Origin of the sequence: Bradyrhizobium sp. CCGB01 (assembly GCF_024199795.1) — a bacterium.
Taxonomy (GTDB): domain Bacteria; phylum Pseudomonadota; class Alphaproteobacteria; order Rhizobiales; family Xanthobacteraceae; genus Bradyrhizobium.
Genome location: NZ_JANADK010000001.1, coordinates 307,091 through 321,464 on the forward strand (window position 1 = coordinate 307,091; position 14,374 = coordinate 321,464).

17 protein-coding genes and 1 tRNA gene are annotated in these 14,374 nt (G+C 64.3%); 8 read left to right on the plus strand and 10 right to left on the minus strand.

The features are described from left to right. Nucleotides 1-31: 31 nt before the first annotated feature. Nucleotides 32-697 (minus strand): glutathione S-transferase family protein, encoded by a 666-nt coding sequence (locus NLM25_RS01370; protein WP_254114876.1) that lies wholly within the window; start codon nucleotides 695-697, stop codon nucleotides 32-34. A 163-nt stretch (nucleotides 698-860) separates the two neighbouring features. Between NLM25_RS01370 and NLM25_RS01375 the strand changes: the two genes are divergently transcribed. The 4 genes from NLM25_RS01375 (at nucleotide 861) to panE (ending at nucleotide 4,621) form a co-directional block, all read left to right on the plus strand. After that, a complete protein-coding gene (locus NLM25_RS01375) occupies nucleotides 861-1,442 on the plus strand; it encodes a DUF2239 family protein (RefSeq protein WP_254135763.1) in 582 nt (193 codons plus the stop codon). An 89-nt stretch (nucleotides 1,443-1,531) separates the two neighbouring features. Then, entirely contained in the window at nucleotides 1,532-2,881 is a 1,350-nt protein-coding gene (locus tag NLM25_RS01380) for an MATE family efflux transporter (RefSeq protein ID WP_254135764.1), read from the plus strand. 95 nt (nucleotides 2,882-2,976) lie between these two features. Further along, the gene (locus NLM25_RS01385; protein WP_254135765.1) at nucleotides 2,977-3,585 is read left to right on the plus strand and encodes a 2-hydroxychromene-2-carboxylate isomerase; all 609 of its coding nucleotides are present in this window, start codon (nucleotides 2,977-2,979) and stop codon (nucleotides 3,583-3,585) included. A 112-nt stretch (nucleotides 3,586-3,697) separates the two neighbouring features. After that, on the plus strand, nucleotides 3,698-4,621 hold the full coding sequence (gene panE / locus NLM25_RS01390) for a 2-dehydropantoate 2-reductase (RefSeq protein WP_254135766.1): 924 nt from the start codon (nucleotides 3,698-3,700) through the stop codon (nucleotides 4,619-4,621). A 79-nt stretch (nucleotides 4,622-4,700) separates the two neighbouring features. Here panE and NLM25_RS01395 read toward each other — a convergent pair whose 3' ends face one another. The 4 genes from NLM25_RS01395 to NLM25_RS01410 form a co-directional block, all read right to left on the minus strand. Beyond that, complete coding sequence (locus NLM25_RS01395) at nucleotides 4,701-5,294, minus strand: c-type cytochrome (RefSeq protein WP_254114869.1); 594 nt, start codon at nucleotides 5,292-5,294, stop codon at nucleotides 4,701-4,703. 192 nt (nucleotides 5,295-5,486) lie between these two features. Then, nucleotides 5,487-6,761, minus strand: coding sequence for a sorbosone dehydrogenase family protein (locus tag NLM25_RS01400; RefSeq protein WP_254114868.1), 1,275 nt, complete (start codon nucleotides 6,759-6,761; stop codon nucleotides 5,487-5,489). Between the two features lie 381 nt (nucleotides 6,762-7,142). Then, nucleotides 7,143-8,129: an NAD(P)-dependent oxidoreductase gene (locus tag NLM25_RS01405; RefSeq protein ID WP_254135767.1), complete on the minus strand. Its 987-nt coding sequence runs from the start codon at nucleotides 8,127-8,129 to the stop codon at nucleotides 7,143-7,145. Nucleotides 8,130-8,205: 76 nt separating this feature from the next. Beyond that, nucleotides 8,206-8,280: transfer RNA gene (locus NLM25_RS01410), tRNA-Gly, on the minus strand. 274 nt (nucleotides 8,281-8,554) lie between these two features. Between NLM25_RS01410 and trxA the strand changes: the two genes are divergently transcribed. Both trxA and NLM25_RS01420 read left to right on the plus strand, forming a co-directional pair. Further along, nucleotides 8,555-9,478, plus strand: coding sequence for a thioredoxin (gene trxA, locus NLM25_RS01415; RefSeq protein WP_254135768.1), 924 nt, complete (start codon nucleotides 8,555-8,557; stop codon nucleotides 9,476-9,478). Between the two features lie 33 nt (nucleotides 9,479-9,511). Then, nucleotides 9,512-10,189, plus strand: coding sequence for an LON peptidase substrate-binding domain-containing protein (locus NLM25_RS01420; RefSeq protein WP_254135769.1), 678 nt, complete (start codon nucleotides 9,512-9,514; stop codon nucleotides 10,187-10,189). Nucleotides 10,190-10,318: 129 nt separating this feature from the next. Here the strand turns inward: NLM25_RS01420 and NLM25_RS01425 are convergent, their stop codons facing one another. The 5 genes from NLM25_RS01425 to NLM25_RS01445 form a co-directional block, all read right to left on the minus strand. Further along, on the minus strand, nucleotides 10,319-10,912 hold the full coding sequence (locus NLM25_RS01425; protein ID WP_254135770.1) for a cytochrome b/b6 domain-containing protein: 594 nt from the start codon (nucleotides 10,910-10,912) through the stop codon (nucleotides 10,319-10,321). Between the two features lie 44 nt (nucleotides 10,913-10,956). After that, nucleotides 10,957-11,235, minus strand: a complete 279-nt coding sequence (locus NLM25_RS01430; protein ID WP_254114863.1) for a PepSY domain-containing protein — start codon at nucleotides 11,233-11,235, stop codon at nucleotides 10,957-10,959. 219 nt (nucleotides 11,236-11,454) lie between these two features. Next, entirely contained in the window at nucleotides 11,455-12,267 is an 813-nt protein-coding gene (locus NLM25_RS01435; protein WP_254135771.1) for an SDR family oxidoreductase, read from the minus strand. Then, entirely contained in the window at nucleotides 12,264-13,067 is an 804-nt protein-coding gene (locus tag NLM25_RS01440; RefSeq protein WP_254135772.1) for a crotonase/enoyl-CoA hydratase family protein, read from the minus strand. Before NLM25_RS01440 ends, NLM25_RS01435 begins: the two co-directional genes overlap by 4 nt. A 41-nt stretch (nucleotides 13,068-13,108) precedes the next feature. Then, nucleotides 13,109-13,459 (minus strand): hypothetical protein, encoded by a 351-nt coding sequence (locus NLM25_RS01445; protein ID WP_254114860.1) that lies wholly within the window; start codon nucleotides 13,457-13,459, stop codon nucleotides 13,109-13,111. Between the two features lie 104 nt (nucleotides 13,460-13,563). Here NLM25_RS01445 and NLM25_RS01450 point away from each other — a divergent pair, with 104 nt between their 5' ends. After that, nucleotides 13,564-14,094: a TetR/AcrR family transcriptional regulator gene (locus NLM25_RS01450; protein ID WP_254135773.1), complete on the plus strand. Its 531-nt coding sequence runs from the start codon at nucleotides 13,564-13,566 to the stop codon at nucleotides 14,092-14,094. 45 nt (nucleotides 14,095-14,139) lie between these two features. Then, nucleotides 14,140-14,337, plus strand: a complete 198-nt coding sequence (locus NLM25_RS01455; RefSeq protein ID WP_254114858.1) for a Trm112 family protein — start codon at nucleotides 14,140-14,142, stop codon at nucleotides 14,335-14,337. Nucleotides 14,338-14,374 lie beyond the last annotated feature (37 nt).

Below are 14,374 nucleotides of genomic sequence, written 5' to 3' on the forward strand. Positions count from 1 at the left end.
GGCCGCTGTCATCCCGGGGCGGTGAGGAAACTTACCGCCCCACCTGATACGGCCCGCCCTTCTCCAGCGCGCGGGCATAGGCCGGCCGTGCGTGGATACGCTCCAGGAAAGCCATCGCCTTGGGATGGCCCTGCTCCAGCCCGCCGCGCGCTTGAGCTGCTTCGAGCGGAAAGCTCATCTGGATATCGGCGGCGCTGAACTCGTTGCCGGCGAACCACTCGCTCTTGCCGAGCTCGCCTTCCCAATAATCCATGTGCTGCTTGAGCTGCGGATTGACCAGTGCGGTGAGGGCCTGGTTCGAGACCTTGCGCACCAGCGGACGAAGCAGCGCAGGCGCGCGCTTCGGCATCAACGTGAACAGCAACTTCAGGAGCAGCGGCGACATCGCGGAGCCTTCCGCATAGTGCAGCCAATAGGTGAAGCGCAGCCGCTCCGGCGTGTTCGGCGGCGGGATCAGCCTGCCATTGCCGTAGGTCGCGATGATGTATTCGATGATCGCACCCGACTCGGCGACGGTGTTGCCGTTGTCGGTGATGACGGGCGACTTGCCGAGCGGATGGATCGCGCGCAACTCCTTCGGCGCGCGCATATCCGGCTGGCGCTGGTAGCGCACGATCTCGTAGGGCACGCCCAACTCTTCGAGCAGCCACAGCACGCGCTGCGAGCGGGAGTTGTTGAGGTGATGAACGGTCAGCATCGTTGGGGTCCCCCGGCTCGGCGTGGTCGGTCAGCCGGTACCTGCCAGCACGGGAACGCAATGTCGAGCCATCCGGACGGATAATTTCACCCGGGTATATTGACCTTGGCAATTTACCCGGATATTAAAAGACCCCAACGTCATCAATTTGGCAGTGATTCCAATGCAGAAGACTTTCACCGCCTTCCAGGGGCCGCGTCGCCTGGTGTCCGGGCCGGCAGGAGAGGTCGCGCTGGTCGTCAAGCGGATGGCGCCACGGCCGGACGAGCCCATCATCATCTTCGAGGACGGCACGGGCCGCTCGATCGACTTCGATCTGCGCGGCGGTGATCGCGAGGTGCTGACGCGTTTGGCGAAGCTTGTCCCGCCGCCGGTCGAGGACACCGCTCCCCCGGCCGAGCCACGCGGGCGCGGCCGGCCGAAACTCGGCGTGGTCGCACGCGAGGTGACGCTGCTGCCGCGGCATTGGGAGTGGCTCGGCGCACAGCCGGGCGGCGCCTCGGTCGCGCTGCGAAAGCTCGTCGACGAGGCAAGGCGCGCAAGCGGCGACAAGGACCGCGAGCGCCAGGCGCGCGATGCGGCCTATCACTTCATGTCGACCATGGCAGGCAACCTGCCGCAGTTCGAGGAAGCCTCGCGCGCGCTTTTCGCAGATGACCGGCGGCGCTTCACCGGACTGATCGCGGACTGGCCGACCGACATCCGCGACCACATCGTCAAGCTCGCCTACAGCGACCGCGCTTAAGGCGCAACGCTTCTCACACCCCATCGACGGCCGGGCCCGCGTGCTGCGCGCGGGCTGCGGCTTCGCGCGCCCTGATGAAAGGCCAATCCATGTCCGCCCCGAAACCGCTCTGGACGACGTTTCTTCGCTTCCTCGCGCCGCTGATGCTGAGCAACGCGCTGCAATCGCTGTTCGGCACCGTCAGCAACGTCTATCTCGGCCAGATGATCGGCGTCGACGCGCTCGCGGCGGTCTCAGTGTTCTTCCCGGTGATGTTCTTCCTGTTCGCCTTCGTCATGGGCCTGAGCACCGGCGCCACCGTGCTGATCGGCCAGGCCTTTGGCGCGGGCGAGCACGACAAGATCAGGAGCGTCGTGGGCACGACGCTCGCGGTCGGCCTGCTGCTGTCGATCTCGGTTGCACTGGTCGGCGGCATTTTCAGCCGGCAATTGATGATGATGCTCGCGACACCCGCGGACATCCTCGACCAGGCCAGCGCCTATGCCCGCATCATGCTGCTGACGATGCCGCTCGGCTTCGTCTTCCTGCTGATGACGGCGATGATCCGCGGCGTCGGCGACGCGCTCACGCCGCTGTTGGCTCTAGCATTGTCGACCACCATCGGACTGATCCTGACGCCGATGCTGATCCGCGGCTCGTTCGGATTGCCGGCGGCCGGCATCACCAGTCCGGCATGGGCGGCCGCGATCTCCAACGCGGTAACGTTGATTGCGCTGGCCGGCTACCTGCTGCGGAAGAAGCATGCGCTCGCACCTGATGCTGCGTTGCTGCGTCATCTGCGGCTCGACCGCGCCGTGCTTGGAAAAATCCTCGGCATCGGGCTGCCGAGCGCAATCGGCATGGTGGTGATGGCCATCGCCGAGCTGGTGCTGCTCGGCCTCGTCAACGGCTACGGGTCCGAGGCCACGGCGGCCTATGGCGCCGTCAACCAGGTGATGGGCTACACGCAGTTTACGGCGATGTCGATTTCGATCGCGGTCTCGATCCTCGGCGCGCAGGCGATCGGCGGCGGCGACAGAGCCCGGCTCGACAGCATCGTGCGCAGCGGTCTCGCATTCAACCTCGTGCTGACCGGCGGGCTGGTCGCGCTCATTTACCTGGCGCCGCGCGCGGTGCTTGGCATCTTCATCACCGACGGCGCCGTGCTCGATCTGGCGAAAGGACTGCTCCATATCGCCTTGTGGAGCTCGGTGCCGTTCGGCCTCGCCACCGTATTTTCAGGTGCGATGCGCGCGGCCGGCGTCGCCTTGACGCCGATGCTGCTCTCGATCTTCGCCATTCTCGCGATCGAGCTGCCGGCCGCGGTGATCCTGAGCCGCGCGATCGGCCTCGAGGGCGTGTGGGCCGCCTATCCGATCGTGTTCTCCGCCATGTTCGTTTTGCAGATGGGTTATTACCTCACGGTGTGGCGCAAGCGCGCGATCAGGCGTCTGATCTGACCAGATCGTCAAGATATTATGACCATCATTAAACGGTGGACCTGTGGCGCGCGCTGCGCCACAATGCGCGAAAAGCGACGTCAGGGAGAACGATTTTGACCCGCACAGCCCCGCAATTCCTGTTCGATTTCGGCAGCCCGAACGCCTATCTCAGCCACCTCGCGATCCCCGCGATCGAGCAGCGCATCGGCGTCAAGTTCGAGTACGTGCCGATCCTGCTCGGCGGCATCTTCAAGTCGACCAACAACAAGTCGCCGGCCGAGACCCTCGCCGGCATCAAGAACAAGCGCGAATTCCAGGCAGTCGAGACCGAGCGCTTCGTCAAGCGCTTCAAGGTCCAGCCCTACGTCTTCAATCCCAACTTCCCCGTCAACACGCTGAACCTGATGCGCACGGCGATCGCGGCGCAGGCCGAGGGCGTGTTCGAGAAATACGTCGAGGCCGCCTTCCACCATATGTGGCGCGAGCCGAAGAAGATGGACGACCCCGAGATCGCGGCGAAGGCGCTCGCGTCCTCCGGTCTCGATGCCCAAAAGCTGTTCGCCCGCGCCCAGGAGCCCGAAATCAAGGGCAAGCTGATCAAGAACACCGAGGACTCGGTCGCCCGCGGCGCGTTCGGCTCGCCGACCTTCTTCGTCGGCAACGAGATGTTCTTCGGCAAGGAGCAGTTGCGCGAGGTCGAGGAGATGGTGCTGGAGAAGTAGTCTCCGCATCCTCAGCGACAGAATGTGATCGCGGTGACATTCTGGGTTGCTTCGCTTCGCGCGCAAGGGCGACTATAGATAGACCGCCAATAGCAACAATAAGGACAATCCCATGCGTATCCTCGTGGTCGGCGCCGGCGCCATCGGCGGCTATTTTGGTGGCAGGCTGTTGCAGGCCGGCCGCGACGTCACCTTTCTGGTGCGCCCGCGGCGCGCCTCCGAGCTTGCGAGCGACGGCCTCGTCATCAAGAGCCCGAACGGCGATGTCACCTTGAAGAATCCGCCGACCGTGCAGGCCGACGCGCTCAAGGACAAGTTCGACGTCGTGCTGCTCAGCTGCAAGGCGTTCGACCTCGATGACGCCATCAAGTCGTTTGCCGCGGCGGTCGGACCGAACACCGCGATCATTCCGATGCTCAACGGCATGAAGCACCTCGATACGCTCGACCAGAAATTCGGCAAGGAGCGCGTGCTCGGCGGCCTCTGCGCGATTGCCGCGACCCTGAACGAGAAGCGCGAGGTGGTGCAGCTCCAGCCGATGCAGTCGCTCAGTTACGGCGAGCGCGACGGCAAGCTGTCGGATCGCGTCAAGGCGATCGACGAGGCCTTCAAGACCGGCATCAATGGCGCGGCCGCCAGCCAGAACATCATGCAGGACATGTGGGAGAAGTGGGTGTTTTTGTCCTCGCTCGCCGCAAGCACTAGCCTGATGCGCACCTCCGTCGGCAACATCCTCGCCGCCCCCGGCGGCCGGGACTTTTTGCTCGGCATGCTGGACGAGACCAGCGCGATCGCCACCGCGTCAGGCTACACCCCGGGCGGCCCGTTCTTCGAGCGCGTGAAGGGCAACCTCACCACTGAGGGATCGCCGATGACGGCATCCATGTTCCGCGACGTCAAGGCGGGCCTGCCGGTCGAGGCCGATCATGTCATCGGCGATCTGATCGCGCGCGCAGATGCCGCCAAGGTGCCGGTGCCGAAGCTGCGTATCGCGTACACGCATCTGAAGGCGTATGAGAAGCAGCGGGCCAGCTAACCAAATATTCCGCTGTCGTCCCGGGGCGCACATAGCGCGAACCCGGGACGACGATTGCGTTTGCGGGTACAGCCGCGCGTTATTTGAAATACGCCAGATAATGCGAAACGGCGGTGATCTCCTCGTCGCTCATGTGATAGGCGACATCGGCCATCGCGGCGACGCCGCCGCCGACGCGCTGGCCCGTCTTATAGTCGTGCAGCGCCTTGACCAGATATTCCTCGCGCTGACCCGCGAGCCGGGCGACGGCCTTGGTGCCGGCGAAGCTGTCGGTGTGGCATGAGGCGCAGCGGCGGCCGACGGCGACTTGCGCGCCCTTTTTCGACAGGTCCGGATCTTTGTCCTCCTCGCCCTTCGGCGGCGTCATCTGCGCGAAATAGGCGCCGAAATTGCGGATGTCCTCGTTGGTGATTTCCTCGACGATCGGCTGCATCTGGTCGTTCTTGCGCGAACCGGCGCGGAAGAACACGAGCTGCCACTGGATAAATTGATCGGGCTGGCCGGCCAGCGAAGGGATGTTCTCGGTCTGTGAAATGCCGTTCTCGCCGTGACAGCCGGAGCAGACCGCGGCCTTCTCCTTGATCGCGGCATTGTCGGCGGCCTGGGCCGGGACCAATGCAAGCGCTGCGAGCGAAAGCGCGCCGATGACATACGAAGAAAACTGGCGGCGCATGATGGGGATTCCGATCTATCGAGCTCGTCATAGCGGGGCGCGTGACGCGAGCCCGAAATCCATAACTTCCGTGCGTGGATATGGGTTCCGGACTTGCCGCAAGCCGCGCGCAATCCGGAACGAACGGTTGGGCCTTGAAATGAATGAGGCTGCGGCACCTCCCGGACACCGCAGCCTCCTTCCGTTATCGCGCTACTTCTTGCTGTAGCTGATGCGGTAGATCGCGCCGGCCCAATCGTCGGCGACGAGGATCGAGCCATCCTTGGCGAGGATGATGTCGTTGGGACGGCCGAGATAGCCCTGGTCGCCCTCGATCCAGCCGGAGGCGAACACCTCTTGCTTGGCGTTCTTGCCGTCGGGCCCGACGATCACGCGCACGATGCGGCCGCCCTGGTACTTGTGGCGATTCCAGGAGCCGTGCTCGGCGATCAAAATGTTGTTCTTGTACTCGGCGGGGAATTGATCGCCGGTGTAGAACTTCATGCCGAGCGGAGCGACGTGGGCGCCGAGGTTCAGCACGGGCGGCGTGAACTCGGAGCATTTGTGGCCCATCGCGAACTTGTCATCGGGCAGGTTGCCCTGATGGCAGTAGGGATAGCCGAAATGCTCGCCGATCTTGTTGATCATGTTCAGCTTGTCTGAGGGCAGATCATCGCTGATCCAGTCGCGAGCGTTCTCGGTGAACCAGAACTTGCCGGTCCGCGGATCGACGTCGCCGCCAACCGAGTTGCGAACGCCGAGCGCATAGATTTCGGCGTTGCCGGTCTTGGGATCGACGCGGCGGATCTGCGAGACGCTGGTCGGCGGGATGCCGACGTTGAAGGGCGGTCCGAACGGCAGGTAGAACCAGCCTTCCTTGTCGACCGCGATGTACTTCCAGCCATGCGCGGCATAGGAGGGCATGTCGTCATAGACGACCTTGCCGTCACCGAGCTTGTCGAGATTGGCTTCCGCATTGTCGTAGCGGATCAGCTTGTCGACGGCGATGACGTAGAGCGCGCCGTCCTTGAAGGCGAGACCCGTGGGCATGTTCAGCCCCTTCAGGATGGTCTTGACCTCCTTCTTGCCGTTGTTGTCCTTGATGGCATAGACGTTGCCGAGGCCGAACGAGCCGACGAACAGCGTGCCCTTGTCACCCCAGGCCATCTGCCGCGCCGCGAGAACGCCGGGCGCATAGACCTCGATCTTGAAGCCCGCCGGCAGCTTGATCTTCTTCATCATCGCCGCGAGCTCGGCCTCGGACGCGCCGGTCGGCGGGCCCGAGGGCGGCGCGAGGCCCTTCTGCGCCTCGGTCTCGTCGCCGAGGAACCAGTCATCCGGCGGATGGGTCCAGAACTCCTTGGTGCCGGATTCGTATTTCTTCAGTGCCCGGTTCTTGTCCTGCTGTTGCGCATTGCCTGCACTGGTCCCTGCAAGAAGGGCCACGGCTGCAAGCGCCAACACGGATCGATGGAACATCGATGTCATCGCGTCACTCCCCTAAGGCAGCCGTCAAGGCCGCGCATTATTTTGTTATGGCTAGTCGAGAGGCGAAGTTTGAAGTCTGCCGAGCGGCAGACGCAAAAAGGTTAGCACATCTGACGGCAGTGAGAAGCGCGCTACGTGTGCTGCAGTTGCGCTCAATAAAAATTGAGACGGTTTTTCTCTCGACGCGAGGCGCGCGACAACAACGCTCTCGCTGCAACGCGGAATCAACCGAACGCGCAGCGCATTCGCGTGCCGCGAAAAGAGCCGCCAAACAAAAAGCGCGAAAACAACCCCATGCACAGTAGAAAGGCTCAGGCCATCTTGCCCCCGGTGACGCCGGACAGATGTTTGATGCGTCGAGCAAAACAGCAAACGCGGCGATTACGAGGCGACGGGGTAGGGCCCGTCATCGAATATCGCGTCATGATAGCCTTTCGACCCGATCTCGCGTGCCAGCGTGCTGCGAAACTCCGTCCCCTCGCGCAGGCTGTTCAGGACATGGGCGAAGTCGAATTCGGGCCTCCAGCCCAGCTCGCGCCGGGCGCGCTCGTTGACATAGACGCGGTCGATCGCGGGGAAGAGCCGCCAGCCGCGCGCCGCATAGAGCTCCGCGCAATCCGGGTAGAGCGCGCGCACCACGCCGGCCGCGTTGCGCGCGAGCGCCGCGAGATGGCGGGGCTCGAACGGGCTCGTGGCCGACACGATGTAACGGGCGAAGCCGATCTTCGGCGCACGCTCGGCGGCGAGCAGATGGGCGCTCACCGCATCCGCGATGTCGAGCCGGCGATACAGCAGCTCGTTGGCCTGCGCGTTGTCCAGCGGGTAGGCAGACCGCATCGCGGGATCGTCGTCATCCTCCGGAAAGAAACGCGAGGTTCGCAAGACGACGATCGGCAGACCGCGCTCGCGAAAGAACAGCTCGCAAAGAGACTCAGCCATCAGCTTCGTCGTGCCGTAGATGTTCTTGAGCACCGGCGGCAGATCCTCGGTGACCCACACCGCGGCCTGTCCCGCCTCGGGCCGGAGCTGCGAGCCGAACGCGCTGGTGGTGCTGGTGAAGACGAAGCTGCGCACGCCCGCCGCGGCGGCGGCCTCGAGCAGATTGAGCGTGCCGGTGACGTTGGTGTCGATGAAGTCTTGCTTGCTGTGGGTCGCCACATGCGGCTTGTGCAGCGTCGCCGTGTGGATCACGGCGGTGACGCCGTCCATCTGGCACCGGACGAAGTCGGGATCGACGATCGAGCCGACGGCATCGGTGAAGGGCGATGTCTTCAGGTCAAGCCCGCGCACGAGCGAGCCCCGCCCGCGGAGCGTTCGGACGATGGCCTCCCCGAGGTGGCCTGCGCTGCCCGTGACCAGAATTGTCATTTGAGACCCAATACAGCCGCCAGCGGCGTGGAAAACCACGTCCCGACCCGGTTTGGCTGGATGCTTGGGAAAAAACTGGAGCGGGCGAAGGGGCTCGAACCCTCGACCCCGACCTTGGCAAGGTCGTGCTCTACCACTGAGCTACACCCGCATCCTGTGTCGGTCGCGTGACGCGCCGGCAACGGCTGTCGTATGCCAAAAGCGGGCGGCGAATGCAACAGCTACCGGCAGCAAGATTGGCATCTTCTGCCCCCATATGGACCCCGATTCCGGTCAGATCAGCCAAAAACGCCCTGGAACTGCCGAATCGGCTGCCATGGATTGAAATTCGGCCGTCCCGGCCCAATTTTAGGCCCGACAACGAAGCAATGGAATTGGCGACGTGCTAAAGACCCGCCATTCCAGACATCAGACGAGGGGATCCCGTGACGATCATCGACCAGGGTAACGGAGCGGCGGGCCCGGCTGCGGCCGATCTGATCAAGGACACCACAACCCAGACCTTCGTGAAGGACGTCATCGAGGAATCGAAGCGCCAGCCGGTGCTGATCGACTTCTGGGCGGAGTGGTGCGGTCCCTGCAAGCAGCTCACCCCCGTGCTGGAAAAGGCGGTCAGGGCGGCCAAGGGCAAGGTCAAGCTGGTCAAGATGAACATCGACCAGCATCCGGCGATCCCGGGCCAGATGGGCATCCAGTCGATCCCGGCCGTGATCGCCTTCGTCAACGGCCAGCCGGCCGACGGCTTCATGGGCGCAGTGCCGGAGAGCCAGGTCAACGCCTTCATCGAAAAACTGACCAAGGGCGTCACCGCGCCCGGCGAGGTCAACATCGCCGAGATTCTCCAGGAGGCCGAGGCCGTGCTCGCCGAGGGCGATGCCGCCGCGGCCGCCCAAATCTATGCCGAAGTGCTCCAACATGATTCGACCAACATCGCGGCCCTTGCCGGACTTGCGAAATGCTACGCCGTCTCCGGCGCGATGGAGCAGGCCAAGCAGACGCTGGCCATGGTGCCGGAATCCAAGCGCAACGACCCCGCGGTGAAGGCCGTGCAGACCACGATCGATCTCGCCGAGCAGGCGGAGCAGCTGGGGCCGGTGGCCGAGCTGGAACAGAAAGTCGCCGCAAACCCGCTGGATCATCAGGCCCGCTTCGACCTTGCGACCGCGCTGAATGCGCAAGGCAACCGGGCGGCGGCTACCGAGCAGCTGCTGGCGATCGTCAAGCGCGACCGCAAATGGAACGACGACGGCGCCCGCAAGCAGCTGGTGCAGTTCTTCGAAGCCTGGGGCGGCACGGATGATGCAACAGTCGAGGGACGAAAGCGCTTGTCGACGATCCTGTTTTCGTAGGGCGAGCTCGCGAGGCTAGCGGGGACCAGGCAGATGCCGATCAACATCGAATATCGCGGCCCCGCCGACCTTCCGGAGATCGTTCCGGTGTTTCCGCTGCCGGGCGCGCTTTTGCTGCCGCGCGGCCAAATGCCGCTCAACATCTTCGAGCCGCGCTACCTTTCGATGGTCGACGATTCCTTCCGTGACGGCCACCGCCTGATCGGCATGATCCAGCCCGACGTCGCACACTCGCCGAAGAATTCCGACAGGCCGGCGCTGTTCCGGGTCGGCTGCGTCGGCCGCATCACCCAGCTCGCCGAATCCGGCGACGGCCGCTACATCCTCGAGCTCACCGGCGTCTCGCGCTTCAAGGTGGTCGAGGAGCTCGAAGTGCTCACCGCATACCGCCAGTGCAAGGTGGACTTCTTCGCCTTCGTCGACGACTTCACCGCGCGCATGGGCGAGGACGAGGTCGATCGCGAGGCGCTGCTCGCGGTCCTGGCGGACTTCCTGAAGGCCAACAATCTCAAGGTCGACTGGGAGGGCGTCGAGAGCGCGCCCAACGAGGCGCTCGTCAATGCGCTGGCGATGATGTCGCCCTATGGCCCCGCGGAGAAGCAGGCCATGCTGGAAGCGCCGGATCTGAAGACCCGCGCCGAGATCCTGATCGCCGTCACCGAGATGGACCTCGCCAAGAAGCGCACCAGCGGCGATCCGCCGTTGCAGTGAGAAGCGACGTTGCCACGTCGCAAGGTCCGTGATGGCCGGGCTTGACACGGCCATCCACGTCTTACAGGCCGCACGAAGAACGTGGATGCCCGGGACAAGCCCGGGCATGACGAGGAATAGTACTCCGCGCTACTGATGACTGCGGATGCGCTTGCGTCCCGTGATCATCGCGCGGATCAGGTTCTCGCGCTGGAGGATCCCCATCAGGACCACGCCCACCACGTGCAGCACGACCAGGACAATGACCGCGTCGGATGAATAGTGGTGGGTGTCCTCGACCCACCAGACGCCGAAGAAGGTCACGGTCACCGACATCGCGCCGGTGATGGTCGAGACGGCGAGCGACAACAGCAGCGCCACCAGCATCAACGTACCGGCGGGGTTGAGACCGATATAGCGTCCCGTCATGCCGCGACGCAGATTCCAGAGATAGCCTGGCGCGGCACGAAGCCTGACGCCGACCATGCGGAAGCGCGAATAGCGGCTTCCCAGAAAGCCCCAGGCCACACGGAAGGCCAGGAGTCCGAGCACTGTATAGCCGAGGATGCGGTGAAGGCCGTCATAGACGGTCGGGGTGAACCAGGCGGCCAGAACGCTGGCCGCCAGGACCCAGTGCCAGAGGCGCAGCGGAAGATCCCAGACCGAAATCGTCCGCGAGGCGGTTTGATCCGCGGGGGTCCTGCCGGACACCCCGCGCGCTTCTGGCACCGCTTCTTCGATCAAGCCAGCATCCTAAGAGGTCACTCGGCGCCGATCAGTAGCGCCGATCACTTGGCGATCGTGTGCTTCAGGCTCAGATCTTCGGGGCTGTAGAACAGCTCGTAGAGCTTGCCTTCCTTGACGCCGTAGACCTCATAGCACGAGCCTTCGATCTTGGAGCGCCGCACCTCGTAGCCGAGCGCCTTGGCCTTGGCTTCGGCTTCGCTCGCCGGCTTCCACGACGCCTTGTCGAGCTTGGTGCAGTCCTTGAAACCGTCGGCCATCGCCGCCGATCCCATGCCAATCCCGATCGTCAGTGCAATGGCAGCAACACGAATGACTTTCACGAACGTCTCCTCCTCTGTCGTGGCGCGGCCTGAAGCCGCGAAGCGGGACTGAAGGAAGCAAAGGAGATGATGAAGTCAATCCGGTTCGGGGCGGGACATCTTTAGAGTTATTCTAACAGTGCTAAAAAGATCAGCGCTCCCCGTGAGCAGCAGGTGTTTGAAGGGCCGCTGCGGCCTTACGCCTCACGGTTCGGAATGGCTGCGATCGAGCCGGTTGCACTAGGCCGCACTTCGCGTTGCCAAATCGTGGTGCTGCAGCCAGTCCGCCCAGGTGAGGCGCCCGCGCACACCACGGCTGACGACAAACCCCATGCCGCGCGCCTTCGCCTCCGATAGGCCGACCGGCAGGATTTTTCGGTGCAACCTCCTCGCGTCCTGATATTGGCGAGCAAGGGTGACGAGATCGAGATCTTCGGGGCCGCCGATGTCCGCGCGCTCGCCGCGCTGCCCGTCGAAAGCGCAAGTCACGACGTGATCGGCAACATCGGAGGTATCGACGGGATTGAACAGCGTCGTCGGCATTGGCCACACCGGAAGCCAGCCGAGGCCCGAAAGCAGCCTGTCGAGCAGATAGTAGAACGGCATCGCGCGAACGAGGGACCAGGACAGGGCGGATGCACGCACCAGCCGCTCGCCGGCGAGCTTGACCCTTGCATAGGGCAGGGTCGCTTCGTCGAGACCGACGATCGAGACGTGGAGGAAGTGCCGCACCTCGGCCGCCCCGCTGAGCGACAGCAGCCGCTCCGTGCCCTCAACATCCACGGCGGAAGGTGACCTGAAGAAGTCGATCGGGCGAATGCCGCCGCGCCGCGCGATAGGCGAGTAAGTCGCCGCATTGATCACCGTGTCGACATCATGCAGCGCTTCCCGCAGCCCGGCGCCGGTGGCGAGATCACCTGTGGCCCACTCGACGTCGGATCGCAGGCCCGGCGATCGCGCAAGCACCCGGACGCGACGTCCGTCGCGGACTAGGCGATCGACGATATCCCGGCCGAGATGGCCTGTGCCCCCGGTAACCAGTGTCAGGGTCATGCGAGGCTCCATCGCGGCGCGCGGTTTTCGAGATTGCTTCTGACCGCTTCGCCATGATTGGGCGCGCCAAGCAGCGTCGCCTGTTCGGCGGTCTCCGCGGCGAGGCCGGTCGCCAGATCGCAAGTCGCAGACAGATTGAGCAAGCGCTTGGCCGCGCGGATCGCATCGGGGCTGCGGCCTGCAATTTCGCGCGCGGTGGCGAGGGCGGCCGCCACGGGATCATCGGCAAGCCGCGTCGCGAAGCCGTAGGCGAGCGCTTCTTCAGCCGAGAAGACACGGCCGGTGTAGGTCAGTTCACGCACGACATCCTCGCGCGCGAGGTGACGCATCAGCTGCGTGCCGCACATATCCGGCACGAGGCCCCATTTGGTCTCGATGACCGCGAGCTTGGTTCCGGGCGCGAGAAAACGGAGGTCGGCACCGAGCGCGAGCTGGAAACCGCCGCCGAAGGCAACGCCATGGACGGCGGCAATCACGGGCACCGGCAGCTCGCGCCAGAGCCAGACGAGATGCTGGGCATAGTTGGCGATGCCATGGCTCCGTCGCGTCAGGTCGACGGATGGAATCAGCGGATCGCCGTTCGACGTGGCGAGAAGTCGGTCCAGATCGAGACCCGCGCAGAATGCGCGCCCTTCGCCGGAGAGGACGACGGCGCGGATCTCCCTGCGCGCACCAAGCTGCGTGCCGGCTTCGATGATCGCTTCGAACATCGCCGGATCGAGCGCATTCATCTTGTCGGGATGATTGAGCCTGAGATGGGCCACGCCATCCTCGACGGTCAGCCGGACACGATTTTCCATGACGTTGCTCCGCTTGAATGGCTGGCTCGTCACCTTGACGCTCAGTAGCCGGCGATCGCCATCGCGACGACGGCGCTGAGGGCCATCCAGCCGAAATGCCGGCCGCGCGTCGCCCATGCGTTGGCGAGAGCCGAGAAGCCGAACACACAGGCCATGGTGACGACGATCCAGTGACGCGCCGGCTCCGATGCCATCCAGGGCGCCGCGATCAGCAACACGCCACCGCCGATCCAGGCGACCGTCGAGGCCTGCCAGACCAGGCGGATCAGGGTACGGAGCCGCTCCGGCTCGATACGGGCGCGGGCGAAGACCTTGGTCTCGCCGAGGATGCCATGGATGAGGGCTACGGCGATGGTCACGACGCCGGCGCATTGGAGCAGGAGATCACGCATCGGCAGGGCTCCCTACATTCGTCCATACAGTTATGTATGGTGAGATAGGCGCTGGTGCGCCGCCTGTCAATACACTAGTGTATGGCGCAGTTCCGGAACCCGACATGACCGAACAACTCTCCGCCGACGACTGGATCAAAGAGGGCCTGAAGGCCCTGGCCAAGAGCGGCTTCACGGCCCTGAAGGCCGATCCGCTCGCAAAGTCCATGGGCGTCTCGCGCGGCAGCTTCTATTGGCATTTCGCCGATCTCGGCGCGTTCCACGCCGCTGTCCTGAAGCGCTGGCGCGAGATCGCGGCGGAGCAGATCATCGCCGACGTCGAGGCCGGCAGCGACGATCCGCTGAAGGCGCTGCTGCGGAGATCCTTCGGCGCCCGGCTCGAGCTCGAGCGCGCCGTGCGCAACTGGGCGGCGTTCGATGCCGCCGCGCAAGGTGCGGTCCGCGCGATCGACCGGCGCAGGATCGACTATATCGAGACGCTGCTGGCGAAGCGGGGGCTTGAGTCGGGACAGGCGCAGGCGCGCGCGCAGATCCTGTACTGGACGTTCCTCGGCTTTGCCCTGTCGGGCACGCCGGTGCCGGCGGCGCGGCTCCAGGGCCTGCTCGACGAAATTATGCGGATGGTTTCCGCCTAGACCGCGATTTTCTGTGCTAGAGGCAATCAATTGCCGGAGACACCAATGAACGCGACCGCCGAACGCCCCGAAAACAGCGTCGATCCCAAATTGCTGGAGATCCTGGTCTGCCCGCTGACCAAGGGCCCGCTGGAGTTCGACTCCGCAAAACAGGAGCTGATTTCGCGTTCCGCAAAGCTCGCCTATCCGATCCGCGACGGCATCCCGATCATGCTGCCGGAAGAGGCGCGGAAGATCGATTGAGGGTGGCGAATAGGGAATGGCGAGTAGCGAATGGGCC

Excerpts from the sequence above, each read along its gene's own strand:
- NLM25_RS01370 (WP_254114876.1), bottom strand. The coding sequence starts at position 697 with ATGCTGACCGTTCATCACCTCAACAACTCCCGCTCGCAGCGCGTGCTG.
- NLM25_RS01375 (WP_254135763.1), top strand. The coding sequence starts at position 861 with ATGCAGAAGACTTTCACCGCCTTCCAGGGGCCGCGTCGCCTGGTGTCC.
- NLM25_RS01380 (WP_254135764.1), top strand. The coding sequence starts at position 1,532 with ATGTCCGCCCCGAAACCGCTCTGGACGACGTTTCTTCGCTTCCTCGCG.
- panE (WP_254135766.1), top strand. The coding sequence starts at position 3,698 with ATGCGTATCCTCGTGGTCGGCGCCGGCGCCATCGGCGGCTATTTTGGT.
- NLM25_RS01395 (WP_254114869.1), bottom strand. The coding sequence starts at position 5,294 with ATGCGCCGCCAGTTTTCTTCGTATGTCATCGGCGCGCTTTCGCTCGCA.
- NLM25_RS01400 (WP_254114868.1), bottom strand. The coding sequence starts at position 6,761 with ATGACATCGATGTTCCATCGATCCGTGTTGGCGCTTGCAGCCGTGGCC.
- NLM25_RS01405 (WP_254135767.1), bottom strand. The coding sequence starts at position 8,129 with ATGACAATTCTGGTCACGGGCAGCGCAGGCCACCTCGGGGAGGCCATC.
- NLM25_RS01420 (WP_254135769.1), top strand. The coding sequence starts at position 9,512 with ATGCCGATCAACATCGAATATCGCGGCCCCGCCGACCTTCCGGAGATC.
- NLM25_RS01435 (WP_254135771.1), bottom strand. The coding sequence starts at position 12,267 with ATGACCCTGACACTGGTTACCGGGGGCACAGGCCATCTCGGCCGGGAT.
- NLM25_RS01440 (WP_254135772.1), bottom strand. The coding sequence starts at position 13,067 with ATGGAAAATCGTGTCCGGCTGACCGTCGAGGATGGCGTGGCCCATCTC.
- NLM25_RS01445 (WP_254114860.1), bottom strand. The coding sequence starts at position 13,459 with ATGCGTGATCTCCTGCTCCAATGCGCCGGCGTCGTGACCATCGCCGTA.
- NLM25_RS01450 (WP_254135773.1), top strand. The coding sequence starts at position 13,564 with ATGACCGAACAACTCTCCGCCGACGACTGGATCAAAGAGGGCCTGAAG.
- NLM25_RS01455 (WP_254114858.1), top strand. The coding sequence starts at position 14,140 with ATGAACGCGACCGCCGAACGCCCCGAAAACAGCGTCGATCCCAAATTG.